General features: G+C 64.9%; 23 protein-coding genes and 1 other RNA gene. 12 read left to right on the plus strand and 12 right to left on the minus strand.

Going from position 1 to position 25,361, the window contains the following annotated elements:
- Positions 1-17 precede the first annotated feature (17 nt).
- The 3 genes from ruvA to SO156_RS18825 form a co-directional block, all read right to left on the minus strand.
- Positions 18-635, minus strand: a complete 618-nt coding sequence (ruvA, locus tag SO156_RS18815) for a Holliday junction branch migration protein RuvA (protein ID WP_458149395.1) — start codon at positions 633-635, stop codon at positions 18-20.
- Positions 632-1,159, minus strand: coding sequence for a crossover junction endodeoxyribonuclease RuvC (ruvC, locus tag SO156_RS18820; protein WP_498535848.1), 528 nt, complete (start codon positions 1,157-1,159; stop codon positions 632-634). The genes ruvA and ruvC overlap by 4 nt, the downstream gene beginning before the upstream one ends.
- Positions 1,160-1,374: 215 nt before the next feature.
- A complete protein-coding gene (locus SO156_RS18825) occupies positions 1,375-2,121 on the minus strand; it encodes a YebC/PmpR family DNA-binding transcriptional regulator (RefSeq protein ID WP_498535849.1) in 747 nt (248 codons plus the stop codon).
- Positions 2,122-2,331: 210 nt separating this feature from the next.
- Here SO156_RS18825 and SO156_RS18830 point away from each other — a divergent pair, with 210 nt between their 5' ends.
- Both SO156_RS18830 and SO156_RS18835 read left to right on the plus strand, forming a co-directional pair.
- Complete coding sequence (locus tag SO156_RS18830; protein ID WP_498535850.1) at positions 2,332-4,080, plus strand: methyl-accepting chemotaxis protein; 1,749 nt, start codon at positions 2,332-2,334, stop codon at positions 4,078-4,080.
- Between the two features lie 215 nt (positions 4,081-4,295).
- On the plus strand, positions 4,296-5,720 hold the full coding sequence (locus SO156_RS18835) for a methyl-accepting chemotaxis protein (RefSeq protein WP_498535851.1): 1,425 nt from the start codon (positions 4,296-4,298) through the stop codon (positions 5,718-5,720).
- A gap of 58 nt (positions 5,721-5,778) precedes the next feature.
- On the opposite strand, the gene SO156_RS18840 is transcribed toward SO156_RS18835, so the two are convergent.
- The 5 genes from SO156_RS18840 to SO156_RS18860 all read right to left on the minus strand — a co-directional run bounded on the left by SO156_RS18840 (position 5,779) and on the right by SO156_RS18860 (position 8,294).
- Entirely contained in the window at positions 5,779-6,603 is an 825-nt protein-coding gene (locus SO156_RS18840) for a TIGR00282 family metallophosphoesterase (protein ID WP_498535852.1), read from the minus strand.
- Positions 6,581-7,177 (minus strand): 5-formyltetrahydrofolate cyclo-ligase, encoded by a 597-nt coding sequence (locus tag SO156_RS18845; protein ID WP_458151196.1) that lies wholly within the window; start codon positions 7,175-7,177, stop codon positions 6,581-6,583. Before SO156_RS18845 ends, SO156_RS18840 begins: the two co-directional genes overlap by 23 nt.
- 206 nt (positions 7,178-7,383) lie before the next feature.
- A non-coding RNA gene (ssrS, locus tag SO156_RS18850) (6S RNA) lies at positions 7,384-7,544 on the minus strand.
- Positions 7,545-7,593: 49 nt separating this feature from the next.
- Positions 7,594-7,977 carry a cell division protein ZapA gene (locus tag SO156_RS18855; protein ID WP_027521843.1) on the minus strand — a complete coding sequence of 128 codons (384 nt, stop codon included), beginning with the start codon at positions 7,975-7,977 and terminating at the stop codon, positions 7,594-7,596.
- Positions 7,974-8,294 (minus strand): DUF4164 domain-containing protein, encoded by a 321-nt coding sequence (locus SO156_RS18860; protein WP_027521842.1) that lies wholly within the window; start codon positions 8,292-8,294, stop codon positions 7,974-7,976. The genes SO156_RS18855 and SO156_RS18860 overlap by 4 nt, the downstream gene beginning before the upstream one ends.
- A 370-nt stretch (positions 8,295-8,664) precedes the next feature.
- Between SO156_RS18860 and tkt the strand changes: the two genes are divergently transcribed.
- The 9 genes from tkt (at position 8,665) to SO156_RS18905 (ending at position 18,201) form a co-directional block, all read left to right on the plus strand.
- Positions 8,665-10,647 (plus strand): transketolase, encoded by a 1,983-nt coding sequence (gene tkt, locus SO156_RS18865; RefSeq protein ID WP_498535853.1) that lies wholly within the window; start codon positions 8,665-8,667, stop codon positions 10,645-10,647.
- Between the two features lie 144 nt (positions 10,648-10,791).
- Positions 10,792-11,799, plus strand: a complete 1,008-nt coding sequence (gene gap / locus SO156_RS18870) for a type I glyceraldehyde-3-phosphate dehydrogenase (RefSeq protein WP_498535854.1) — start codon at positions 10,792-10,794, stop codon at positions 11,797-11,799.
- Positions 11,800-11,809: 10 nt separating this feature from the next.
- Positions 11,810-11,938: a hypothetical protein gene (locus SO156_RS18875; RefSeq protein WP_498535855.1), complete on the plus strand. Its 129-nt coding sequence runs from the start codon at positions 11,810-11,812 to the stop codon at positions 11,936-11,938.
- 27 nt (positions 11,939-11,965) lie between these two features.
- On the plus strand, positions 11,966-13,159 hold the full coding sequence (locus tag SO156_RS18880; RefSeq protein ID WP_458151192.1) for a phosphoglycerate kinase: 1,194 nt from the start codon (positions 11,966-11,968) through the stop codon (positions 13,157-13,159).
- A 39-nt stretch (positions 13,160-13,198) separates the two neighbouring features.
- Positions 13,199-14,266 carry a class II fructose-bisphosphate aldolase gene (gene fba, locus SO156_RS18885; protein ID WP_498535856.1) on the plus strand — a complete coding sequence of 356 codons (1,068 nt, stop codon included), beginning with the start codon at positions 13,199-13,201 and terminating at the stop codon, positions 14,264-14,266.
- A 252-nt stretch (positions 14,267-14,518) separates the two neighbouring features.
- Positions 14,519-15,544, plus strand: coding sequence for a class I fructose-bisphosphate aldolase (locus SO156_RS18890; protein WP_498535857.1), 1,026 nt, complete (start codon positions 14,519-14,521; stop codon positions 15,542-15,544).
- A gap of 2 nt (positions 15,545-15,546) precedes the next feature.
- A complete protein-coding gene (locus SO156_RS18895) occupies positions 15,547-16,221 on the plus strand; it encodes a thiamine phosphate synthase (protein WP_498535858.1) in 675 nt (224 codons plus the stop codon).
- Between the two features lie 9 nt (positions 16,222-16,230).
- A complete protein-coding gene (locus SO156_RS18900) occupies positions 16,231-17,322 on the plus strand; it encodes a tetratricopeptide repeat protein (protein ID WP_498535859.1) in 1,092 nt (363 codons plus the stop codon).
- An 84-nt stretch (positions 17,323-17,406) separates the two neighbouring features.
- Positions 17,407-18,201: an inositol monophosphatase family protein gene (locus SO156_RS18905; RefSeq protein ID WP_458151187.1), complete on the plus strand. Its 795-nt coding sequence runs from the start codon at positions 17,407-17,409 to the stop codon at positions 18,199-18,201.
- A gap of 137 nt (positions 18,202-18,338) precedes the next feature.
- On the opposite strand, the gene SO156_RS18910 is transcribed toward SO156_RS18905, so the two are convergent.
- The 4 genes from SO156_RS18910 to SO156_RS18925 form a co-directional block, all read right to left on the minus strand.
- On the minus strand, positions 18,339-21,491 hold the full coding sequence (locus SO156_RS18910) for a multidrug efflux RND transporter permease subunit (protein WP_498535860.1): 3,153 nt from the start codon (positions 21,489-21,491) through the stop codon (positions 18,339-18,341).
- A 6-nt stretch (positions 21,492-21,497) separates the two neighbouring features.
- A complete protein-coding gene (locus tag SO156_RS18915) occupies positions 21,498-22,688 on the minus strand; it encodes an efflux RND transporter periplasmic adaptor subunit (RefSeq protein WP_458151202.1) in 1,191 nt (396 codons plus the stop codon).
- A gap of 363 nt (positions 22,689-23,051) precedes the next feature.
- On the minus strand, positions 23,052-23,213 hold the full coding sequence (locus SO156_RS18920) for a hypothetical protein (RefSeq protein WP_498535861.1): 162 nt from the start codon (positions 23,211-23,213) through the stop codon (positions 23,052-23,054).
- A gap of 497 nt (positions 23,214-23,710) precedes the next feature.
- The gene (locus SO156_RS18925; RefSeq protein WP_458151184.1) at positions 23,711-24,592 is read right to left on the minus strand and encodes a hypothetical protein; all 882 of its coding nucleotides are present in this window, start codon (positions 24,590-24,592) and stop codon (positions 23,711-23,713) included.
- A gap of 245 nt (positions 24,593-24,837) precedes the next feature.
- Between SO156_RS18925 and SO156_RS18930 the strand changes: the two genes are divergently transcribed.
- Positions 24,838-25,332 carry a hypothetical protein gene (locus SO156_RS18930; protein WP_498535862.1) on the plus strand — a complete coding sequence of 165 codons (495 nt, stop codon included), beginning with the start codon at positions 24,838-24,840 and terminating at the stop codon, positions 25,330-25,332.
- Positions 25,333-25,361: the final 29 nt, after the last annotated feature.

A 25,361-nucleotide genomic window follows, 5' to 3' on the forward strand; every position in this document is an offset into this window, starting at 1 on the left:
CGGCCGCGCAGGATAGTCTATTTCGACAATTCTTTCAGACCCAGGCGAATGAGCTGCGCGGTTTCCGCATTCTCGCCGGCATTGCGTGACGCCGTGGCAATGGCAGCCGCCGCCTGCGGCTGGCCGTAGCCGAGATTGACCAGCGCTGAGATCGCGTCCGCAACGGGGCGCGGGGCGCGTTGGTCGTCGACGGCGCCGGCAAGATGAACGACCGCCGGGTCGACATTGGCGAAGGCCGGCGCCTTATCCTTTAGTTCAGTGACTATGCGCTCGGCGACCTTGGGGCCGACGCCCGGCGTGCGCGACACCGCGGCCTTGTCGCGCAGTGCGATCGCATTCGCTAGGTCAGGCGGCGACAGTGTGCCGAGCACGGCAAGGGCAACCTTGGCTCCGACGCCCTGCACGGTCTGAAGCAGGCGAAACCATTCGCGCTCCTGGTCGGTGCGGAAGCCGAACAGCTTGATCTGATCCTCTCGGACGTAGGTTTCGATCGACAGCACGGCAGCTTCGCCGGGTGAGGGCAGATGCTGCAGCGTGCGCGTTGAGCAATGCACCTGGTAGCCGACGCCGCCGACGTCGAGGATCACGAAATCCTCGCCATAGGAATCGATCAGGCCTTTGAGCTTGCCGATCATATGCCCACCACCTTCAGCCGCAGGGCGGCGCTTTGGCGATGATGGGCGTGGGTGATGGCGATGGCGAGAGCGTCGGCGGCATCAGAGGACGGCGGCTCGGCCTTGGGCAAGAGGATCTTCAGCATCACTGCGATCTGGTTCTTGTCGGCGTGACCGGCACCGACCACGGTCTTCTTGACCTGGTTTGGCGCGTATTCGGCCACCGTGATGCCGAACATCGCGGGCGCCAGCATGGCGACGCCGCGAGCCTGGCCGAGCTTCAACGTCGCGACGCCGTCCTTGTTGACGAAGGTCTGCTCGACCGCGGCTTCCATCGGCTTGTGATGCGAGAGCACGGCAGCCAGCCCCTCATGGATCGCCAGCAGCCGGCTCGACAGCGGCGCCCCCTCCGGCGGTTCCACCGAGCCGCAGGCGAGATAGACGAGGCGATTGCCCTCGGCCTCGATCACGCCCCAACCGGTGCGGCGCAGGCCTGGGTCGATGCCGATGATGCGGACGGGATGGCGAATCGGAAGCGCGGTCATGGGCCAGTGATAGCCGCTGGCCGGAGGGAGGGAAACAGAAACGGAACGAAAGTCCCCTGGGGAAGTGCGAGGTCTCGTGCCCCGGGCGCAGCAAATTGCGAAGCAGTGCGCTGCTGAACCGGGGCCCATGCCGCCGCCCGCAATCGAGGCGCCGTGGGTCCGGCTCTGCGGCGCACCGCTTCGCGCTGCGCCGCGTCCGGGACACGAGCGCGGCCTCAGCCACCGATCTTCGCGATCAGCGCGTCTGACACCTCGAAATTGGCGTAGACGTTCTGGACGTCGTCGTGCTCGTTGAGCAGGTCCATCAGCTTGAGCAGCTTCTCGCCGGTCTCGTCGTCGACGGCCACCGTGTTCTGCGGCTTCCAGATCAGCGCGGCCTTGCGCGGCTCGCCGAACTTCGCCTCGAGCGCCTTGGCCACATCGCGGTAGCTCTCGGTCGAGGCGTAGATCTCATGGCCGTTCTCGCCCGAGATGACGTCGTCGGCGCCGGCCTCGATCGCGGCATCGAGCACTGCATCGTCGGAAGCGACGCTGCGGTCATATTCGATGATGCCGGTGCGGTCGAACATGAAGGACACCGAGCCGGTTTCGCCGAGATTGCCGCCGGATTTGGTGAAGAAGGAGCGGATGTCGGAGGCCGCGCGGTTGCGATTGTCGGTCAGCGCCTCGACGATGACTGCGACGCCGCCGGGGCCATAGCCCTCGTAGCGGATCTCGTCATAGTTCTCACCGTCACTGCCGAGCGCCTTCTTGATGGCGCGCTCGATATTGTCCTTCGGCATGTTCTCCTGGCGCGCCGCGATCACGGCCGCGCGCAGGCGCGGATTCATGTTGGGATCGGGCGTGCCGAGCTTGGCCGCGACGGTGATTTCGCGGGCCAGCTTGCCGAAGAGCTTCGACTTCTGCGCATCCTGCCGCCCCTTGCGGTGCATGATGTTCTTGAATTGGGAATGTCCGGCCATGCGTGGTCTCTGAGGAATCGTCAGCCAAGGTAAGGGGCAAGATAAGGGATCGAAGCGCGGGCCTTATAGGCCGCGAGCCCCCCGGAATGAAAGAGCATACTTGAAGGTAATATCGTAGGGCCAGATGCCTCGCCATAGGCACTTGTTAACCCTGACTTCATTTCGGGATGTGAAAATATCCTCATCCCGTCCCCCGACAAGAGTGACCTGATGGCCTTCGGACTACTTCGGAAACGTCGGCCGGAACAGGCCGCGCACGCGGCTCTCCCGCAGGCGGCCCAAGCCGTCGCCGAGCCCGTTGCCGCACCGGAGGGCGATTCAGCCAGGGAAATTCTCGAGCTCCTGGAACTCGAGCTCGGCGCGATGATCCGCCAGCTCGAGCGCGCCGCCCAATCGGTCGCCGGCGGGGCGGAAGCGACCGCCAACACGCTCGCGACCATCCGCCAGCGCACCGACGCGCTCACGGGGCGCAGCAGCGCCGCGCAATCGACCGCGACCACCTTTGCCAGCGCGGCCGAGAAATTCACCCAGTCGGCGCAGGGCATCGGCGCGCAGGTCCGCGAGGCCGGCAAGCTCGCCGATGCTGCCAGCGCCGCCGCACAAGAGGCCCGCGCCAATGTCGACCGCCTTCGCGAATCCTCGGCCGCGATCGGCAACGTCGTCAACCTGATCGCGCAGATCGCGCGCCAGACCACGCTGCTCGCGCTGAACTCGACCATCGAGGCGGCGCGCGCCGGCGCGGCCGGAAAAGGCTTTGCCGTCGTTGCGACCGAGGTGAAGGCGCTCGCGGTGCAGACCCAGGGCGCGACCGAGGAGATCACCAGGAAGATCGAGGCGCTGCAAAAGGACGCGGCAGGCTCGGCGGAAGCCGTGCATCGCATCTCGCAGGCAATCGAGGCGATCCGCCCAGTGTTCGACACCGTCAATGGTGCGGTCGCCGAGCAGACCGCGACCACCAGCGAGGTCTCTGGCAACGCCGCGACCGCATCCCAATTCATCATATCCGTGGGCGACAGCGCCGCCGAGATCGATGCCGCCACCAAGGCGGCGGAAGCGCATGGCGAAAGCGTCTCCAGCGCCGGCAAGGCGGTCACGACGTTCGCGCAGAAGCTGAAATCGCGCTGCGCGGTGCTGCTCAGGCAGAGCGACGGCGACGCCCGCCGCAAGACCGAGCGGCTGCCCTGCCATCTCAAGCTCGAGATCAAGGGCGGCCGCGCGACGATGCCGGTCTACGAGATTGCGATGGACGGCGTCCTGATCGGCGGCGCGGATGCCGCGAGGCTTTCAGTGCACGAGACCATCGATGGCCTGCTCCATGATATCGGCGCCTGCCGCCTGCGCATCGCCGAGCAGTCCAAGGCCGGCGCGCGGGCGCAGTTCGTCTCGCCGCATGCCGAGCTGCGCGAAAAGATCGAGGACAAGCTCTGGTCGATTCACGAGGAAAACACCGAATTCGTGACTCGCGCGATGGAAGCGGGCGCTGCGCTGACGAAGATCTTCGAGCAGGCGGTCGCGCGCGGCGAGGTCAGGCTCGACGATCTCTTCGATACCGACTACGCTGAAATATCAGGCACCAATCCGCAGCAGTACCGCACAAGATATCTCGACTGGGCCGACCGCGCCCTCCCCTCCTTCCAGGAAGCATTTCTGGCCAGGGACCCACGCATGGCCTTCTGCGCCATGGTCGACCGTAACGGCTTCCTGCCGGTGCACAACAATATCTATTCGCATCCGCAGCGCCCTGGCGATGTCGCCTGGAACACAGCGAACAGTCGCAATCGGCGCATCTTCAACGACCCGGCGGGCCTCGCTGCGGCGCGCAATCTGCGCTCCTACCTGGTGCAGAGCTACGCGCGCGACATGGGCAACGGCAACACGGTGATGATGCGCGAGATCGACGTACCGATCCGCGTGCAGGGCCGGCATTGGGGCGGGTTCCGGACCGCCTACAAGCTCTAAAGCATGATCCGGGGAAGTACGGAGCGCTTGCGAAAAGATCATGCGCAAACAAAGACCTGAAGCGCGATGACAGTTCGCCCTGAAGTCATTCGTGCTTGAGTGCACGCTCAGGCAAGACGGCAAAGCGCGAATCAGCATTAAAGCGAATCACGCTTTGTCGGAATGGGAATGCAGCAGTGAGTCGATAGGCGACTCCGACTGGAGGAAGTTCGAACATGTCCGTCGTGCAGCGTGCAGTCATGGACACGTCATCCAACCGGACGCTGGCCGAACGCCTCATAGACCAGCTCGCCGATCGCATCGGCGGCCTCGGGGTTGAGCTCGCCGACATCGCCGGCAACGTCCAGGAGGTCGCGAACCGCGTCGCCAGCCAGTCGGAGCGATTTCACCATCTACAGAAGACGGCGGAGACGATGGTCTCGGCCAATCGCGAGATCGCCAATGCCTCGCAGGCGGTGCAAACGACGACATCCACCGCAGTCGGCGAGATCGCGCAGTCGCGCGACGTGGTCGAGACCGCGGTCAGCCACATCTCCGAGCTCGTCGCAGCCGTCGCGCGCATCGAGTCGCGGCTCGCCGCGGTCGGCTCGGCGCTGAGCCAGGTCGCCAAGGTCTCCGGCTCGATCGAGGCGATCGCGAAGCAGACCAACCTGCTCGCGCTCAACGCCACTATCGAGGCCGCGCGCGCGGGCAGCGCCGGGCGCGGCTTCGCGGTCGTGGCGAGCGAGGTGAAGAGCCTTGCGGAAGCGACCCGGCAGGCCACGCAACAGATCTCGGATACCGTGCGCGATCTCGACGGCCAGATCGGCAGCCTGATCGGTGAAAGCGGCGATGCCTCGCTGCGTGCGAAGAACGCCGGCGACGGCGCGCAGCAGATCTCGGGCATCATCAGCCGCGTACAGCAGGGCTTTGCGTCCGTGGGCGCGGAGATCGACAGCGTCGCGCGCGCCGCGACGTCCAATCTCGGCCATTGCGATACCGTGATCTCGGAGCTCAGCGAGCTTGCCAAGGGCGTCGATCTCTCCTCGCGCGATCTCAGGAATGCCGACGAGCGGGTGGCAAAGCTGCTCGACACCTCCGAGGCCCTGATCGCGCTGATCGCCGACAGCGGCGTGGAGACGTCGGACGCGCCGCTGATCCAGGTCGTCGTCGACACCGCCAGGCGCATCTCGGCCGAATTCGAGGCCGCGATCGACCGCGGCGAGATCACGCTCAATCAGCTCATGGACGAGACGTATCGCGAGATTCCCGGCACCGATCCCAAGCAATTTCTCACCAGCTACGTCGACTTCACCGACCGCGTGCTGCCGGCGATCCAGGACCCGATCCAGAAGTCGGATCCGCGCATCGTGTTTTGTGTCGCCTGGGCAAAGGGCGGCTATCTGCCGACCCACAATCCGAACTATCGCCTGCCGCAGGGCAAGGACCCCGTCTGGAACAACGCCAATTGCCGTAATCGTCGCCTGTTCAACGACCGCGCGGTAAAGAAGGTCGCGGCGAACACAAAACCGTTCCTGCTGCAAACCTATCGCCGTGACATGGGCGGCGGCCAGTTCGTGCTGATGAAGGATTTGTCCTCACCGATCACGGTCAAGGGCAAGCACTGGGGCGCGTTTCGGATGGGGTTTAGGCAGGGGTGACGGCGCAGGCGCTCCCCGTGGTCGTCCTGGCGAAAGCCAGGACGAGTGGCGACGCCAGTCAGCTCAACCAAAACCTTGGCGTTGCCGGCTCGAGCCGCCCGCCCGCACGCACCGGCGCGATACGCAGTGCGAGGCCGGTTGCATCATCCGTCTCCACCGCGACGCCGCTGAGTGTAGCCACGCCCATCGCCGCCTCGAAACGGCCGGACGGAATCCCGGAGGTGAAACGGCGCAGCGGCTCTTCCTTTTGCATGCCGATGATCGAATCGTAGTCGCCGGTCATGCCGGCATCGGTCATGTAGGCGGTGCCGCCGGGGAGGATCTGGTGGTCGGCGGTGGGCACATGGGTATGCGTGCCGACGACGAGGCTGGCGCGGCCGTCACAGAAGAAGCCGATGCCCTGCTTCTCGCTGGTCGCCTCGCAATGAAAATCGACCACGATCGCATCGGCCGCCTCGCGCAGCGGACAGGCGCCGAGCTCGCGCTCGAGCGCGGCGAAGGGATCATCGAACGGCGTCATGAAGACACGGCCCAGCGCGTTGATGACGAGCGCGCGGCGGCCGTTCTTGGTCTCGACCAGAGCGGCGCCGCGGCCCGGCGTGCCGCGCGGATAGTTCGCCGGACGCACCAGGCGCTCGGCGCGCTCGATGAACACCAGCGCCTCGCGCTGATCCCAGGAATGGTTGCCGAGCGTGACTGCGTCGGCGCCGGCGTCGAGCAGCTCCTGATAGATCGCTTCCGTGATGCCGAAACCGCCGGCGGAATTTTCGCCGTTGACGACGACGAAATCGAGCGACCAGTCGCGAACCATGTTGGGCAGGTGCTCGGCGATCGCCGCGCGGCCGGCCCGGCCGACGACGTCACCCACGAAGAGAATGCGCAACTTCAGAACTCCGGAAATCGAACACGTCCGTTTCCGTTAGCACATAATCCAGCGCGACGTCGTGCGATAGTGCGGGAACAGCCTCGATCTCCTGCGCCGCAAAAGCGAGCCCGACGCCGACGACATGCCTGGTCTTGCGCAAATGCGCGAAGGTGAAGTCGTAATGTCCCGCGCCATAGCCGATACGGTGGCCGAGACGGTCGAACGCGGCAAGCGGCGTCAGCATGATGTCGGGGATGACCTCGGCCGCCGCCGGCGAGGGCTCGGGGATGCCGAGCGGGCCGAGCATCAGCCGGTCGCTCGGATGCCAGATGCGGAAGATCAGTGACTTGCCGCGCGTGGTGACGCAGGGCAGCGCCAGCCGCGCGCCTTCGGCCGCGAGCTTCTGCATCAGGGGCACCGGATCGATCTCGCTGCGGATCGGCGAATAGCCGGAGACGATGCTGCCAGGCACGATCTCGAACGGCAGGCCGCGCTTGCCGAGCTTTGCGGCGGCGGCACTGCGCTTCTTCTCGCTGAGCGCGTCGCGCTTGGCGAGAGCCTTGGCACGGAGTTCGGCTTTGGAGTTGGACATCAGCGTTTTCCCTGAGGCAGAACCTTGTTCTGCCGTCATCGCCCGCGAAAGCGGGCGAACCAGTATTCCAGAGACGCCAGAGCATAATCCTCGACAGCACGGCGTACTGGATGCCCCGCTTTCGCGGGGCATGACACCGAGACTAAATTCAATCGCACGCTTTGTCGGGGACGCAAATCGACAGGCACAAACCAGGCAAACAAAAGCGCGAAGCCGTAAACGCCGTTGAAGCACTCGATCCCGGAGTTCCCTACGAAAGTAGGTGGGCACCATATGTCCGAGCCCACGGGCCCGGCCAGGGACAGTTCCCTAAAGGATCGATAAGGCCCCGGGGATATATGGCTCCTGACGCGCGTCACAGCTTCGCTTTCCGCAATCTAGCAACGACGCTGACGAATCGCCAGCCCACCTGATCGTCAGCCGATCGCAATCCCGTTGCCGACGGTCCGGTTCAGGACCTGGGTCGATTTCTCGATGCGCTCGGCGGCGGCATTGAGCGCATTGACCACCGCGGTCTGCGTCATCCGGGCGCGCTCGGCGGCGGCATTGCGGAAATCCCGCAGTTCGTTCACCTCGGCTTCCAGCGTGCGGATGCGGTTGCCGGCATCGACCAACTCGTCGCATGCGGTGAGTGCCGCCATCACGGTGAGCCGCGCATCGCCGATCTCGCCGAATTTTCCGCGCAGGTTCTGAATCCGCGACTCCAGGCCTTCGGCGAGCTTCAGCAACCGCACCTCCTGCCCTTCCTCGCAGGCCATGCGATATTGCCGGCCGTTGATGGTGACGTTGATGTGGCTCATCCATCCTCTCCGGTATCGAGCACCGAACGTATCGTGACGATCGCCGAATCCAGCCGATCGGAGATTTCTCGATTGGTGCGCTCGAGCTTGCGCGCCTTCATCAGCGCACCGTCGAGCTCGTCGGCAAGTCGCGAGCGGTCGGTGCCGAGCGCCTGGATGCGCGTCGCGAGCTCGTTCTCGTCGCGGTCGGCATCGCGCCGTCGCTCGACCGCGCTCTCCAGCGCGTCGAGCGCCGACGTAAGTCTCCGGGTCGCGATCTCGATCTCGACGGCGGCGGACTCCGTCATGGCGGAACTGTTGGCAGCGCGATCGCTCATGCAGTCAGCGACGGACCCTTGTTGGCCTTTTCATCAGGACTTGCCGCTTGGCAAAAGACTCGGTTCGGCAAGCGCTTAGAAGCAGAAATTTACGTGGCAGGGAAGCGAAGCGCAACGCCGCGGCAAAACTATGCACCGATAGATCGGGGCCGGGCGTCCCGCCCCGACCGGTTCCTGGCGCGCGCGATCACTGTTGCGGCTTTTTGCGGATCGAACTTGGAGCAACTTTTCGCCCGGGGATGACGTTCGATTGCCTTGGACTCCCGGAACCGAGATGCTATCCAGCCCCCGACCTTCCAGCGGCCGAAAGGCTCCTTTCCGCGCGGGCGTACACCGCCACCAAGCGCCTCATTTCAGACGGATTTCAGACATGACGCAGGTCGATCACACCCGTATGGCCAATGCGATCCGCGGGCTCTCGATGGACGCGGTTGAGAAGGCCAAGTCCGGCCATCCCGGCCTGCCGATGGGAGCCGCCGACGTCGCGACCGTCCTGTTCACGCAGTTCCTGAAATTCGACGCCCAGGCCCCCGCCTGGCCCGACCGCGACCGCTTCGTGCTGTCGGCCGGCCACGGCTCGATGCTGCTCTATTCGCTGCTGTTCCTGACCGGCAGTGCGGACATGACGCTGGACCAGCTCAAGCACTTCCGCCAGCTGGGATCGCTGACCCCCGGTCACCCCGAGAACTTCCACACCAAGGGCATCGAGACCACCACCGGCCCGCTCGGCCAGGGCATTTCCACCGCAGTCGGCATGGCGCTGGCCGAGAAGATGCTGGCCGCCGAGTTCGGCAAGAAGATCGTCGACCACCATACCTACGTGCTTGCCTCCGACGGCGACCTGATGGAAGGCGTGTCGCAGGAAGCGATCGCCATGGCCGGGCACTGGAAGCTGAACAAGCTGATCGTGCTCTATGACGATAACGGAATCTCGATCGACGGCCCGACCTCGATCGCAGACTCGGTCGACCAGGTGAAGCGCTTCAAGTCGGCAGGCTGGGCCGCCGAGAAGATCGACGGCCAGGACCAGGCAGCAATCGCCGCCGCGATCACGCGTGCGAAAAAATCCAACAAGCCGACGCTGATCGCCTGCCGCACCACCATCGGCTACGGCGCGCCGCATAAGGCCGGGACCGCGAAGGCGCACGGCGAGGCGCTCGGCGCCGACGAGCTCAAGGCCGCCAAGGAAAATCTCGGCATCTCGCTCGAGCCGTTCGCGGTGCCCGACGACGTGCTCAAGGCGTGGCGTGAGGTCGGCAGCTGCGGCGCGGTCGCACGTCAGGAATGGGAAGGACGGATCAGTGAACTTGGCAGCCGCAAGCGCGCCGAGTTCGAGCGTCGCCTGCGCCATGAGCGCCCCGCGTCGCTCGCAAAGGCGCTGAAGGCGCACAAAAAGGGCCTTCTGGAAAATCCGCTCAACGTCGCGACGCGCAAATCCTCGGAAGCGGCGATCGAGGCGATCGCGGCCGCGATGCCGATGGAATTCTTGGCGGGTTCGGCCGATCTCACCGGCTCCAACAACAACAAGGCGAAGTCGGCCGTCGCCTTCTCCGCCAAGACGCCGAAGGGCCGCTTCATCCACTACGGCATCCGCGAGCACGGCATGTGCGCGGCGATGAACGGCATCTTCCTGCACGGCGGCTTCGCGCCGAACGGCGCGACCTTTCTGGTGTTCACGGACTACGCACGGCCCGCGATGCGGATTGCCGCCTTGATGGGTGCAGGCGTGGTGTATGTCATGACTCACGATTCCATCGGGCTTGGCGAAGACGGCCCGACCCATCAGCCGGTCGAGCATCTCGCAGCGCTGCGCGCGATTCCGAACATGCGCGTGTTCCGCCCCTGCGACTCCATCGAGGTCGCCGAGTGCTGGGAGCTGGCGCTGAACCGCATCGACGGTCCGACCGTGCTGGCGCTGACGCGCCAGAACCTGCCGCAGCTCCGCAGTTCCGCCAACGAGAACCCCTGCCAGTACGGCGCCTACGAGCTGGTTGCAGCCCAGGGCGAAGCCAAGGCGACGCTGTTCGCCTCGGGCTCCGAGGTCGAGATCGCGGTCGCGGCCCAAAAGCAGCTCGCGGAGCGCGGCATCGCGACGCGGGTGGTCTCGGTGCCCTCGCTGGAGCTCTTGTTAGCGCAACCAGAGGCGAAGCGTGCAGCCATCATCGGCAACGCGCCGGTCAAGGTCGCGATCGAGGCCGCAGTGCGCTGGGGCTGGGATGCCGTGATCGGCCAGGATGGTGAATTTATCGGCATGCATTCCTTCGGCGCGAGCGCGCCTGCCAAGGACCTTTTCAAGCACTTTGGAATTACCGCCGAGGCTGCAGTTAACGCTGTCCTGAAGCGCGTTTCCTGAGAGTTGAGCTTGCCGGGAAAAAGGACTACCAAACTCCCCATATGATCAAGTACCGCCCGGCCGAACCGGGCGTCCGCCCTAAAAAACCCTCGCAGGCGCGCCAGCGTTCTGCGGGATGACAACGGTCATTGAAGGAGACGAAAGATGGCAGTCCGCGTTGCAATTAACGGTTTTGGCCGCATCGGCCGCAACATCCTGCGGGCCATCGCCGAGTCCGGCCGCAAGGACGTCGAGGTGGTCGCCATCAATGATCTCGGACCGGTCGAGACCAACGCGCATCTGCTCCGCTTCGACTCCGTGCACGGCCGCTTCCCGGGAACCGTGACCGTCGATGGCGACACGATCAACCTCGGCAGCGGCAAGATCAAGGTGACCGCCGAGCGCGATCCGTCAAAGCTGCCCTGGAAGGATCTCGGCGTCGACATCGCGATGGAGTGCACCGGCATCTTCACCTCGAAGGACAAGGCCGCCTTGCATCTGACCGCTGGCGCCAAGCGCGTGCTGGTCTCCGCGCCCGCCGACGGCGCCGATGCGACGATCGTCTACGGCGTCAACCATGAGACGCTGACCAAGAATCATCTGGTCGTCTCCAACGGCTCCTGCACGACGAACTGCCTCGCGCCGGTCGCCAAGGTCCTGAACGACCTCGTCGGCATCGAGACCGGCTTCATGACCACGATCCACGCCTACACCGGCGACCAGCCGACGCTGGACACGCTGCACAAGGATCTCTACCGCGGCCGCGCCGCGGCGATGTCGATGATCCCGACCTCGACCGGTGCCGCCAAAGCGATCGGCCTCGTGCTGCCGGAGCTGAAGGGCAAGCTCGACGGTGTCGCGATCCGCGTGCCGACCCCGAACGTCTCGGTCGTCGACCTCAAGATCGTCGCCAAGCGCGCCACCGACGCCAAGGAAGTCAACGCGGCGATGAAGCGCGCCTCCGAGCAGCAGCTCAAGGGCATCCTCGGCTACACCACGGCGCCGAACGTCTCGATCGACTTCAACCACGACCCGCACTCCTCCACGTTCCACGAGGACCAGACCAAGGTGCAGAACGGCACGCTGGTGCGCGTGATGTCCTGGTACGACAACGAGTGGGGTTTTTCGAACCGCATGGCGGACACCGCCGTTGCGATGAGCAAGGTGCTCTAACGGAGGCGCGATGCTTCCTGCCTGGATCGGAATTCCTGGCGTCATGCTGCTGTTCGCATTGATCGCGTACGGCATGCGTCAGGGAGGCAAGGTAACGACCAGGCAGGAAGGCAATCCACCTGAGCGCGATGCGCCGTAACGTCGCCAGTTAACGAGTGATCAGGACATGGCCAGATTTCGCACCCTCGACGACGTCGACGTGAAGGGCAAGCGCGTGCTGCTGCGCGTCGATCTCAACGTGCCCATGGACAACGGGCGCGTCACCGACGCAACGCGACTCGAGCGCGTCGCACCGACCATCACCGAAATCTCCGACAAGGGCGGCAAGGTCATCCTGCTCGCGCATTTCGGCCGGCCGAAGGGCCGCGACGCCAAGGACTCGCTGAAGCCGGTTGCCGAAGCGCTGGCGAAGGTCGTGAAGAAGCCGGTTGCGTTTGCCGACGACTGCATCGGCGAGCCTGCGGCCAAGGCCGTAGCGGCGCTGAACGACGGCGACATCCTGTGCCTGGAGAACACCCGCTTCCACAAAGAGGAAGAGAAGAACGATCCCGCCTTCGTCGCGGAATTGGCAAAGCTCGGCGACATCTGGGTCAATGATGCCTTCTCCGCCGCGCACCGCGCCCACGCCTCGACCGAGGGCCTTGGCCGCGAGCTGCCGGCCTATGCCGGCCGCACCATGCAGGCCGAGCTGGATGCGCTGGAGAAGGCCCTGGAAGCGCCGACCAAGCCCGTCATCGCGATCATCGGCGGCGCAAAGGTCTCGACCAAGATCGACCTTCTGGAAAACCTCGTCAGCAAGGTCGATGCGCTCGTGATTGGCGGTGGCATGGCCAACACCTTCCTGCACGCCCAGGGCGTTGCGGTCGGCAAGTCGCTGGCCGAGAAGGATCTCGCCGCAACGGCGGTGCGCATCATGGAGAAGGCCGAAGCCGCGAACTGCGCCATCATCCTCCCGGTGGATGCCACTGTCGCCTATCATTTTGCCGCCAACGCACCGTCGCATGCCTATGGGCTCGATGCGATCCCGGCCGACGGCATGATCCTCGACGTTGGCCCGCAGTCGGTGGCGCGTATCCATGCCGCGATCGACGACGCGGCAACGCTGGTCTGGAACGGCCCGCTCGGGGCTTTCGAGTTGCAACCATTCGATCGAGGCACCGTGGCGGCCGCCAAGCACGCCGCCGAGCGCACCAAGGCCAAGAAGCTGATTTCGATCGCGGGCGGCGGCGACACCGTCGCGGCGCTCAACCAGGCCGGCGTCGGCTCCGATTTCACCTATGTCTCGACCGCCGGTGGCGCATTTCTTGAATGGATGGAAGGCAAGCCCCTGCCCGGCGTCGAGGTTTTGCGCACCAAGTAAGTTAGTTGGCCGGAAGGCCCAAACGGGAGAAAAACACAGATGGCTCGGATCACGTTGCGTCAATTGCTCGACCATGCTGCGGAGAACGATTACGGCGTACCGGCCTTCAACATCAACAATATGGAGCAGGCGCTGGCGATCATGGACGCGGCCAACCAGGTCGACGCGCCCGTCATCATCCAGGCCTCGCGCGGCGCGCGCTCCTACGCCAACGACGTCATGCTCAAGCACATGATGGACGCGGTGACCGAGATCTATCCGCATATTCCGGTCTGCGTGCATCTCGACCACGGCAACGAGCCCGCGACCTGCATGACCGCGATCCAGGCTGGTTTCACCTCCGTGATGATGGACGGCTCGCTGAAGGCCGATGGCAAGACCCCCGGTGATTGGGGCTACAATGTCGGCGTCACCAAGACCGTGACCGACATGGCCCATCTCGGTGGCATCTCGGTGGAGGGCGAACTCGGCGTGCTCGGCTCGCTCGAGACCGGCATGGGCGACAAGGAAGACGGCCACGGCGCCGAAGGCAAGCTGTCGCACGACCAGCTCCTGACCAACCCGGACGAAGCCGTGAAGTTCGTCAAGGAGACCCAGGTCGACGCGCTCGCGATCGCGATGGGCACTTCGCACGGCGCCTACAAGTTCACCCGCAAGCCGGACGGCGACATCCTCGCCATGAACGTGATCGAGGAGATCCACCGCAAGCTGCCGAACACGCACCTTGTGATGCACGGTTCGTCGTCGGTGCCGCAGGATCTTCAGGAGATCATCAACGCCAATGGCGGCAAGATGAAGCCGACCTGGGGCGTGCCGGTCGCCGAGATCCAGCGCGGCATCAAGAACGGCGTGCGCAAGATCAACATCGACACCGACAACCGCATGGCGATGACCGGCCAGATCCGCAAGGTCCTGAAGGACAATCCGGAGGAGTTCGATCCGCGCAAGTACCTGAAGCCGGCCATGGAAGCCATGACCAAGCTGTGCAAGCAGCGGCTCCAGGAGTTCAACACCGCGGGCCAGGCCTCCAAGATCAAGCGCGTGCTGACGACGGCTGAAATGGCCAAGCGCTATGCCAAGGGCGAGCTCAACCCGAAGATCGCGTGAGCGAGCGAACACTCCCTCCTCCGTCATTCCGGGGCGCCGCACAGCGGCGAGCCCGGAATCCATAGCCAGGGACCGGGGTTATGGATTCCGGGCCTGCGCCTACCGGCGCATCCCGGAAATGACAGCGTGCTTCGTGGCTCGACGCTCTCCCCTCCGATCCCCATTACCCTGCGACCAACGTTAACTCGGCAATTGCCCGAGAACGGTCTATTTTCGCAGGCAAGGGCAGAATCGTTTTGGGAGGACCTCTCGATGAATCTGACTGAGCTCAACAAGGTCGCACAGGCCATGGTTACGCCCGGCAAGGGCATCCTCGCCGCCGACGAATCCTCCGGCACCATCAAGAAGCGTTTTGATGCAATCGGCGTGGAATCCACCGAAGACAACCGTCGCGACTACCGCGAGATGCTGTTTCGTTCCAACGACGCCATGAGCCAGCACATCTCCGGCGTCATCCTCTATGACGAGACGATCTGGCAGAACGCGAAGGACGGCACCCCGCTGGTGAAGCTGATCGAAGCGAGCGGCGCCATTCCCGGCATCAAGGTCGACGAAGGCACGCAGGCCCTGCCGATGTGCCCGGGTGAGCTCGTCACCGTCGGCCTCGACAAGCTCGCCGAGCGCCTGAAGAAATACTATGAGCGTGGCGCGCGCTTTGCCAAATGGCGCGCGGTGATCGACATCGGCAGCGGCATCCCCTCGATGACCGCAATCGGGGTCAACGCGCATGCGCTGGCGCGTTACGCGGCGCTGTGCCAGGCCGCGCAGATCGTGCCGATCGTCGAGCCGGAGGTGCTGATGGACGGCGACCACGACATCAACCGCTGCTATGACGTGACGCTGCGCGTGCTCAACAAGACGTTCCAGGAATTGCGCGTGCAGCGCGTCGCGCTCGAAGGCATGGTGCTGAAGCCCAACATGGCAGTCTCGGGAAAGAAGTGTGCGAAGCAGGCCTCCGTTGCGGAGGTCGCGGAAAAGACCGTGCGCCTCCTCAAGGCCTGCGTGCCGGCGGCCGTGCCCGGCATCGCCTTCCTCTCCGGCGGCCAGTCGGACGAGGAGGCAACCGCGCATCTCGATGCCATGAACAGGCTCGGGCCGCTGCCGTGGCGGCTGACCTTCTCCTATGGCCGCGCGCTTCAGGCCGCGCCGCAGAAGGCCTGGTCTGGCAAGGCGGAAAACGTCGCGACCGGTCAAAAGGCCTTCGCCCATCGCGCGCGGATGAACGCACTCGCCAGCCGCGGCGAATGGGACAGCGGCCTCGAAAAGAAGGCGGCCTAGACTTGTCGAACAATTCTGCTCCCGCGCGCCCGGCGCCGCGGCTCTATCTCGCGACGCCGCTCGTCGACGATCCCGCTTCGCTCCTGGGCGAGCTGCCCGACCTGCTCGCCGCCGCCGACGTCGCTGCCGTGCTGGTGCGGCTGAAGGAAACTGATCAACGCACGATGATCTCGCGGGTGAAGGCGCTGGCGCCGGTCGTGCAGAAGGCCGGCGCTGCGCTGCTCGTCGATGGCCATGTCGAGCTGGTCGCGCGCGGCGGCGCCGATGGCGCGCATCTGATCGGCATCGCCGCACTCGAAGAAGCCATGCCATCCCTGAAGCCCGACCGCATCGCCGGCGTCGGCGGGCTCGCCACTCGCCATGATTCCATGAGTGCAGGCGAGATGGGCGCAGATTACGTGCTGTTCGGCGAACCGGACGCAACGGGCCAGCGGCCCTCAGTGCAAGCGGTCGCGGAGCGGCTGGACTGGTGGGCCGAGCTGTTCGAGCCGCCCTGCGTCGGCTTTGCCATCTCATTGGCGGAAGCCTTCGAGTTCGCCGCCGCAGGTGCCGATTTCGTGCTGGTTGGCGATTTCATCTGGGCCGATCCTCGCGGGCCGAAGGCTGCGCTCGTCGATGCGGAAGCCGCGATCAAGAAGGCCTATGCGGATGCGCCCGCGGACCGGGGGCGTGGCTAGCAGCCAATCATGAAGCCCCTGGTCTCTACATCGTTCCTGGCTCTTTTGCTCCTCGCCGCGCCTGCGGCCGCACAGCTCTCGCTGACGCCGCCGGCGGCAACGCCGAGCCCTGCGCCCGAGAAGCCCAAAGAAAATCCCAAGGAAAAATCTGCGGCGAAGCCGCACGCACTCACCAAGAAGAAGGAGGCAGCGCCCGCGCCGAAGCCCTCGGCCTCGCCGAGCCCGCCGCCGGCCGCGACCGTGATCCCGGCGCCGCCGACCGACAATTCCAATGCCGACCTGGTGTACGGCGCCTATCAGCGCGGCCAGTACAAGACCGCCTTCGATCTTGCCACCCCGCGCGCGCAAGCCGGGGATCCCAAGGCGATGACCATGCTGGGCCAGCTCTATTCCAACGCCCTCGGCATCAAGCGCGACTATGTCAAGGCCGCCGAATGGTACCAACGCGCGTCGGATGCCGGCGACCGCGAGGCGATGTTCGAACTCGCAATGCTGCGCATGGCCGGACGCGGCAGCCCGGTCGACAAGGGCGATGCGGTCAAGCTGCTCGCCTCCGCCGCCAAGCTCGGCGAGCCCAAGGCCGCTTATAATCTCGCGCTGCTCTATCTCGACGGGCAGACGCTGCCGCAGGACGTCAGGCGCTCGGCCGAGCTGCTGCGCCAGGCCGCGGATGCAGGGCTACCCGAGGCGCAATACGCGCTCGCAACCTTCTACAAGGAAGGCACAGGCGTGCCGAAGGACATCGAGCGGGCCGTGCGGCTTTTGCAGGCGGCCTCGCTCGCCGACAATGTCGATGCCGAGCTCGAATATGCGATCGCGCTGTTCAACGGCACAGGCACGCCGAAGAACCAGCCCGCGGCAGTGGCGTTGCTTCGCAAGGCCGCCCGGCAAAACAGTCCGATCGCGCAGAACCGGCTGGCCTGGGTGCTGGTCAACGGCATGGGCACGCCGGCCGACAAGATCGAGGGCTTCAAATGGCACCTGGTTGCCAAGACGGCCGGCAAGGGGGATCCCGATCTCGACAAGCAATTGGCCGATTTGCCCCCGGAGGACCGGGCCAAGGCCGATGCCGCCGCCAAGAAATGGCTCGGGACCAAATGACTTGACGCCAGCCCGGCCGCAGGGCACCCAGTCCCCAAAATCCGGCGGCTTCCAGCCGAATTCCCGCAAATCAAGACTGATCTCATGCTGTATTCCGCAACTATCAATGTCATGGTCAAAGCTGCGCGCCGCGCCGGCCGCAGCCTCAAGCGCGATCTCGGCGAGATCGAGCACTTGCAGGTCTCGCTGAAGGGCCCTGCGAATTTCGTCTCGCTCGCCGACAAGCGCGCCGAAGAGATCCTCTACCAGGACCTCGCCAAGGCCCGCCCTGGCTATGGCTTCATCGGCGAGGAAGGCGGCACGCGAGAAGGCAGCGACAAGAGCCACACCTGGATCGTCGATCCCCTGGACGGCACCACCAACTTCCTGCACGGCATCCCGCAATTCGCGATCTCGATTGGGCTGGCGCGCGAGGGCACGGTGATCGCGGGCGTGATCTACAACCCCGCCAATGACGAGCTCTACATCGCCGAGCGCGGCAAGGGCGCCTTCCTCAACGACCAGCGCCTGCGGGTGGCCGGCCGCCGCCAGCTCAACGAATGCGTTATCGCCTGCGGCCTGCCGCATATCGGCCGCGGCGACCACGAATCCTTCCGCCGCGAGATGACCGCGATCCAGGACCAGGTCGCAGGCCTGCGCCGCTTCGGCGCCGCCTCCCTCGACCTCGCCTTCGTCGCCGCCGGCCGCCTCGACGGCTACTGGGAGCGCAACTTGCATTCCTGGGACATCGCCGCCGGCATGATCATGGTGCGCGAAGCCGGCGGCACCGTCAGCGACATCGCAACCCCAGGCGATGCGCTGGTGACCGGCCACGTCGTGTGCGGCAACGAGTTCGTGCACGGCGAGCTGGTGAAGATTTTGCGGAAGTCGGCCGGGTAGGCAGAACGCTGCACCGCCCTCTCCGCTGTCATCATCCGCGAAAGCGGATGATCAAGTATTTCAGAGACGTTCGTTGGATACGCATACGCCGCGGCGTACTGGATGCCCCCGCTTTCGCGAGGGCATGACGCCGTACTTTATGGCTTCACGGGAGACGGCGGCCCGTACGCTTCAGCTTTCCCCTTCACCACCTTCTCCCGATCCCCCGCCAGCACGCGCTGCACGGAGACGAAGAACACCGGCACCATCAATAGTGCCAGGATGACCACCGCGATCATGCCGCCCATCACGACGGTGCCGAGCGATTGCTGGCTGGCACCGCCGGCACCATGCGCGATCGCCATCGGCAGCACGCCGCAGATGAAGGCAAGGCCGGTCATCAGGATCGGGCGGAAGCGCAGCCGGCAGGCCTCGATGGTCGCTTCCACCAGTGGCTTGCCTTCTTTCCGCAGGTCCTTCGCGAACTCGATGATCAGGATCGCATCCTTCGCCGCAAGGCCGATGATGGTGATGAGGCCGACGGTGAAATAGACGTCGTTCGGCAAGCCGCGCAGCATCGCCGCGATCACGGCGCCGGTGACGCCGAGCGGCACGGTCAGGAGCACCGCGAGCGGAATGGTCCAGCTCTCATAGAGCGCGGCCAGACACAGGAACACCACGAACACCGACAGCGCGAGCAGGAACGGCGCCTGCGAGCCCGACAGCTTTTCCTGCAGTGACTGCCCGGTCCATTCATAGCCGAAGCCGCGCGGCAATTTGCCGGCGAGCCGCTCCATCTCGGCGATCGCATCGCCCGAGGTGAAGCCGGGCTTCGCCTCGCCCGAGATGCGTACCGCCGGGTAGTAGTTGAAGCCCGCGATCTGCGTCGGCCCGCGCGACCATTCGACCGTCGCGAAGGAGGAGAACGGCACGAGCTGGCCACGACTGTTCTTGACGTTGTAGTTGAGGATGTCCTCTGTCTTCATGCGGTCGCGCGCGTCGGCCTGCACCACGACGCGCTGCATGCGGCCGCGGTTCGGGAAATCGTTGATGTAGTTCGAGCCGAGATTGGTCGAGATGGTGTTGTTGATGTCCTCGAAGGTGACACCGAACGCGCCGGCCTTCTCGCGGTCGATCACGAGATTGACCACGCCCGCCTCGGGTAGACCCTCGACATAGACCTTTTGCAGCACGGGGCTCGCATTGGCCTCCGCGATGAGCTGGTCGGCGGCGCGCATCAGGGCCGGATAGCCCTTCTGGCCGCGGTCCTGGAGGCGGAACGAGAAGCCCGAGGAGTTGCCGAGATTGTCGATCGGCGGCGGCTGGAGCGCCGAGATCTTGGCGTCGCGGATCGAGGACAGGTCGCGGTTGATGTCTGAGACGATCGCGGCGGCAGACTCCTTGGGGCCGCGCTCCGACCAGTCCTTCAGCGTGATGAAGGCCTGCGCGGTGTTCATGCCCTGGCCGGAGAAGCTGAAGCCGGTGAGGAAGGTGACGTCCTTCACGCCGGGGCGCATCGCGAGATATTTTTCGACCTTCTCGATCACGGCCTCGGTGCGGGCATAGGACGAATCCGACGGCGCCTGCACGTCGGTGGTGACAAAGCCCTGGTCGTCGACGGGGAGGAAGCCGCCGGGCAGGTTGACGAAGGCCCAGGACAGGCCGACGAGCAGCGCGGCATAGACCAGCATCAGCCGTCCCGTGCGCTTCAGCGAGAAGCCGACGGTGCGGGAATAGCCCTCCTTGCCGCCTTCGAGCATTCGGTTGAACCAGCCAAAGAGGCCCTTCTTGGCATGGCCATGACCGGCCGCGACAGGCTTGAGCAGCGTCGCGCACAGCGCCGGCGTCAGCGAGAGCGCGAGGAACGCCGAAAAGCCGATCGCGGCGACCATCGTGACCGAGAACTGGCGGTAGATGATGCCGACCGAACCAGGGAAGAACGCCATAGGCACGAACACGGCCATCAGCACCAGCGTGATGCCGATGATCGCGCCGGTGATTTGCGACATCGCCTTGCGCGTTGCTTCCTTCGGCGGCAGGCCTTCCTCCGCCATGATGCGCTCGACGTTCTCGACCACGACGATGGCATCGTCGACGAGGATGCCGACCGCGAGCACCATGCCGAACATCGAGAGCATGTTGATGGAGTAGCCGGCGAGCAGCAGCGTGGTACAGGCGCCCAGCAGTGCCACCGGCACCACGATGGTCGGAATGATGGTGTAACGGATGTTCTGCAAGAACAAGAACATCACCACGAAGACCAGCACCACGGCCTCGACCAGCGTCGACAGCACCTTCTTGATCGAGGCCTCGACGACAGGCGTGATGTTGTAGGGAATTTCGTAACTGATATTGGCCGGGAAGAAGCGCGACAGCTCCTTCATCTTGGCCTCGACCGCACTCGCAGTCGCCAGCGCATTGCCGGTCGGCGACAGCAGTACCGAGAGGCCCGCGGTCGGCTTGCCGTTGAGGCGGGTGTTGAACTGATAGCTGAGGCCGCCGACCTCGACCCGCGCGACATCGCGCAGCCGAACTGTCGAGCCATCGGGGTTGGCGCGCAGGATGATGGCGCCGAATTCGTCCGGCGAGGAGAGCTGGCCCTTGACCAGCACCAGCGCGGAGATGCGCTGGTCGGCCGTCGACGGTTCGGCACCGATGCTGCCGGAGGCCACCTGCGCGTTCTGCGCGCTGATCGCCTTGTTGACGTCATCCGCCGTCAGCCCATAGCCGACGAGTTTTGCCGGATCGACCCAGACGCGCAGCGAGCGCTCGGTCGAATAGAGCGTGGCGCGGCCCACGCCGGGGATGCGGCGAATCTCGCCGAGCACGTTGCGGATCATGAAGTCGCCGAGCCCGACCTCATCGAGGCTGCCATCGGTCGAGTTCAGCGTGATGATCTGGAGCACCGCGCTGGACGCTTCCTCGATCAATATGCCCTGCTGGATCACCGCACGCGGCAGACGCGCCTCGACGCGCTTGATGCGGTTCTGCACCTCGACCGAGGCAGCACCGGTATCGGTGCCCGGCACGAAATTGGCGATGATCTCGACCTGGCCGAGCGAGTCGCTCGTGGATTCGAAATTCAGAATGCCGGATGCGCCGTTGAGCTCCTCCTCTATCAGCCGCGTGACGCTGTTGTAGAGGTTTTCCGGCGAGGCACCGGGATAGCTGGTCGAGATCGAGATCGAGGGCGGCGCGATGATCGGGTATTGCGCGACCGGCAATAGCGGGATCGAGATCGCGCCGATCAAGCAGATGAACAGTGCGACCACCCAGGCGAAGATCGGCCTGTCGATGAAGAAGCTTGGCATGGCGCGTTACCGCAAGGCCCGAGCGTGCTGGGCATCCGCCGTCGCATCGGCCTCGGCCCAGGACTGCGGCTTGACCTTGTCGCCGGCGGCGAACTTCTGGAAACCTTCGACCACGACCTTGTCGCCGGCCTTCAATCCGTCGGTGACGAACCAGATGCCGTCCTGCACCGAGCCGGTGCGCACCGGCTGCACCGCGATGCGGTTGTCGTCCTTGACGACGAACACCTCGCTGCCGCCGCCGCCATTGCGCTGGATCGCCTGCTGCGGCACCGCGATCGCATCGGAGTCAATGCCCTGATCGATGCGGACGCGGACATACATGCCCGGCAGCAATTCGCGCTTGGGATTGCGGAACTCGCCGCGCAGCGTCACCTGGCCGGTATGGGCGTCGACCTTGGCGTCGGAGAACAAGAGCTTGCCGTCGAGCGAATAGGTCGTGTTGTCGTCGAGCACGAGGCGGACTTTCGCGGCATCCGCCGCGATGCGATCGAGGTCGCCGTTCTCGAAGGCGCGGCGAAGCTGGTTCATCTCGGTGACCGACTGGGTGAAGTCGGCATAGATCGGATCGAGCTGCTGGACGGTGGCGAGATTGGTCTCGTTCTGCACCACGAGCGCGCCTTCGCTGACGATCGCAGCTCCAACGACGCCATCGATCGGCGCGCGCACAGTGGCGTAGTCGAGGTTCAGCCTGGCGCGCGCGAGCTCGGCCTTGCGGCCCTCGACTTCGGCCTGGGCCTGGCGCTCGGCGGCGATCGTCTTCTCGTTCTCGGCTTCCGGCGCGGCACGCTGACTGGTGAGCGTGGCGATACGGCGCGCCTGCTGCTGCGCCTGCATCAGGGCGGCCTCGGCCTTGGCGAGCCCGGCCTCGTTCGCCATCACCTCGACCTCGAACGGCCGCGGATCGATACGATAGAGCGCGTCTCCCGCCTTCACCTCGCTGCCCTGGCGGAACAGGCGCTCGACGACGATGCCGGAGACGCGCGGCCGCACTTCGGCGACGCGCGTCGGCGCGATGCGGCCGGGCAGCTCACGCACCACGGCGCGCGCTTGCTGCTTGACGACGACGATGCTGACATCGGGTTCGGAAGGCTGAACGGCGGAGACCGCGGAGCTGGATTCATCACAGCCCGCAAGCAGCGGCGCAAGGGCCGCGAGCATCATTGCAACGCATGCCGATCGCGCTCGAAGTCCTGACATGAAGTGGGGTGCCCCGATGTTGTTGAACTAAGCGGCACGCACGAAACGATTCCGCGCGGCCGGCCCGGTCAAAATAGAATGCGCGTGCTGCGACGCAACGCATGCTGCGGGCGGCTCAATGTCACACGCGCTAGGGCGCTGAGTTCGCGGTCGTTTTCAGAGCTCACTGGATTGTGAGTCCGCCTCCATGGTAATCGACTGCGACAGAACATCGCAAGGGATGAGCCCGGGCGTGCACCGATAAGGATGTAGATCGGCTTCTGACGGCTGAGTGGACATCTCGCGATCATTGCCGCTTGTGCCCTGAACGGACGCAACAGTTGTAGAACAACTGGACGCCATGCGGTCCGACGCGATCGCCCCCTAACTCCTGCCGTACTGGTCTTGATCGTAGGCCTGCAGGATGCGGACAAAATCGGCCATGCTGGATCGATCCCGATTGTCGGCCATCGCCGCAACCTGGGTATGGGACGCGGGCTGGCTCCCTTGCCAGAACCGCATGAGGAGGTCGGCGATGTTTCTCATGGCGCACTCTCCGCAACCAACTGTGGCAGTAGACACCAATTACTGGAGCTGCGGCTCGATCGAGGGAAAGGGCGGCGGGCGTTACGCCGCCGACCTTGTCCTGCAACTGCCTGCTCGCGGGGCCGGTTCCGTTGCTTTCCACTCTGCATTCGTTAGGTAGCACCGGGCACTCGGTTGATGCCATTGCGCACAGGTATGAAGTGAACGTGCTGAGGTACGGTCGGGCTAGTGACTCGGTATAACTCGACCAGACGACGGTTTAGCCCAAGGGTTTTTATCCCAAGGGTTCTAATCCCAAGGGGTCTAGCCCCAAGGGTTCGATCGGCATCGATATCCTCGAAGGTTGCTGGACCTTGTCGACGAGATGATCGAAATCCGCCCTGTCAGCGCTCAGCCGCAAAGCTTTGGCACGTCAACGTGCAGAGGAACAGCACCTGATCGAGGTGGCGCCCCGGATAGAGAAGGCGATCGAGGAAACCGTCAGCGTTTAGTCGCGCTCAAGCAACGTCAGCCTGCGGACTCGCCTCCTCCTCGTCGGTAAGGGCATCGAGATCGATGATCTGTGGATCGTCCCAAGATGTCTCGTCCTGCCCCGCGCCGCTGCCATGAACGTGCATCAGGGTCTGCACGCGCCTCGCATTGAGATAATCCACATGCTGGTGCCGCAGTGCGATCGGCAGCAGCGTCTTCGGCAGCTCGACCAGCGCGAAGGCAGGCGCTTTGCGCGACTCGCCGCCCTCCTGCCACTTGAGCGGATTGAGCGTGTAGATCAATTGCCGCTCGACCTCCGGAGGCTGCGAGCACGTGGCGGCGGGCGGCGGCGGCGCGGTATTGACGTTGCCCACCCGTGTGCGCGCTGCCAGTGTCCTGAGCTCCCAGCGGACCAGGTCCGCGGCCGACAGCACCTCGCGACGCACGTCGTCCACGCTGGCCGAGAAGCGCGTCGCCTCCGCCACCGTCACTGCACCCTTGGCGACGGCGTCGACCAGCGCGGCTGCGCCCGAAGCAAATCCCGGGACGGCCAGATCGATCGCCGCCGCAAGCGCCTCGATACGATCCGCAAGCAATTCGCGGTCGCGCTGCGCTATGGCGCCGGCCAGCGCACGCTCGGTTGCGACGATCTGTTCGTTGCTTTCTCCGAGGGCCGCGCGCGCTGTCTTGACCCGATCCTCAACCGAGCGCAGCTCGGCCTCCGCGCGCGCGAGCTTGGCATGGCCGGCACCAGCCATCGCCAGCCGCTCGGCAGCGGCGCGTGTTTCCGCAAGCACGGATTCGGCAAGACCAAGCTGGTCGGCCAGTTTTTGCCGCTCCGCCTGCCTGCTCTTCAGTGCGCTCTCGAAGCGCTCAACCGGGCCGAGCTCACGCTTGAAGAATGCCATGGCAATATCCTCACGTATCGCGATCCTCTACCGAATCAGCTGACATATCCAATCCGCGAGCCGTAGTTGGAAATTTCGATAAGATTGCGGCTTCGCCGAAAGCGCGAGACTCACCTGATTCGTGAGCCTGCCTCCCGTGCAGAAGAAGATAGCCGCCAGCGCGTTAACAATCCGTTAACCATCGCGGCCTAGCCTGTCGTCATCAGCGCACACCCCTGCCCGGTCCAGTCCCAGGAGGACAACCGATGCCTATTGAGACGCTGACATATGCCGCACTTGGTTCCCGGCTCAAGATCTCGCCATTGGCCGCTCGTTCGCTTGCCAAGCGGCGCCGCTTGCCGTGCTCACTTTCAGATAATGGAAAGGCATTGGTCAGCGTTGATCTCGCTGAAATACGGCACGCGCCCCGACGACCCGGAAGTCGGCAAACAGGCGACCTCGCGCTGCAAGCAGAAAAGATCCTGGCACTGCAGGCGGAGGTCGCGCGGCTCGAAGCAACAGCAGCCAGTCATCGGGCGGATTTCGAGCGAGAGCGAGAGCGCGCCGATCGCCTGACAACTGAACTGCTGCAGGCGACTGCCGAGGCGACGGCGGCCAAGGAGGCGGCGGCGCGACTTGAAGGCTCGCTGCGAACCGGCGGCCGACCCGGTAGTCCAATCGACGGCCACGGACAAGCCACATCCCGGCTGGGGCATCTCCTTGCCGACTTGGTGGAAGCCGACCGCAGAGCATGCAAGTAGCCATCCCGGCTCTCACATTCTCCAACTCG

The organism is Bradyrhizobium sp. UFLA05-125 (assembly GCF_059803515.1).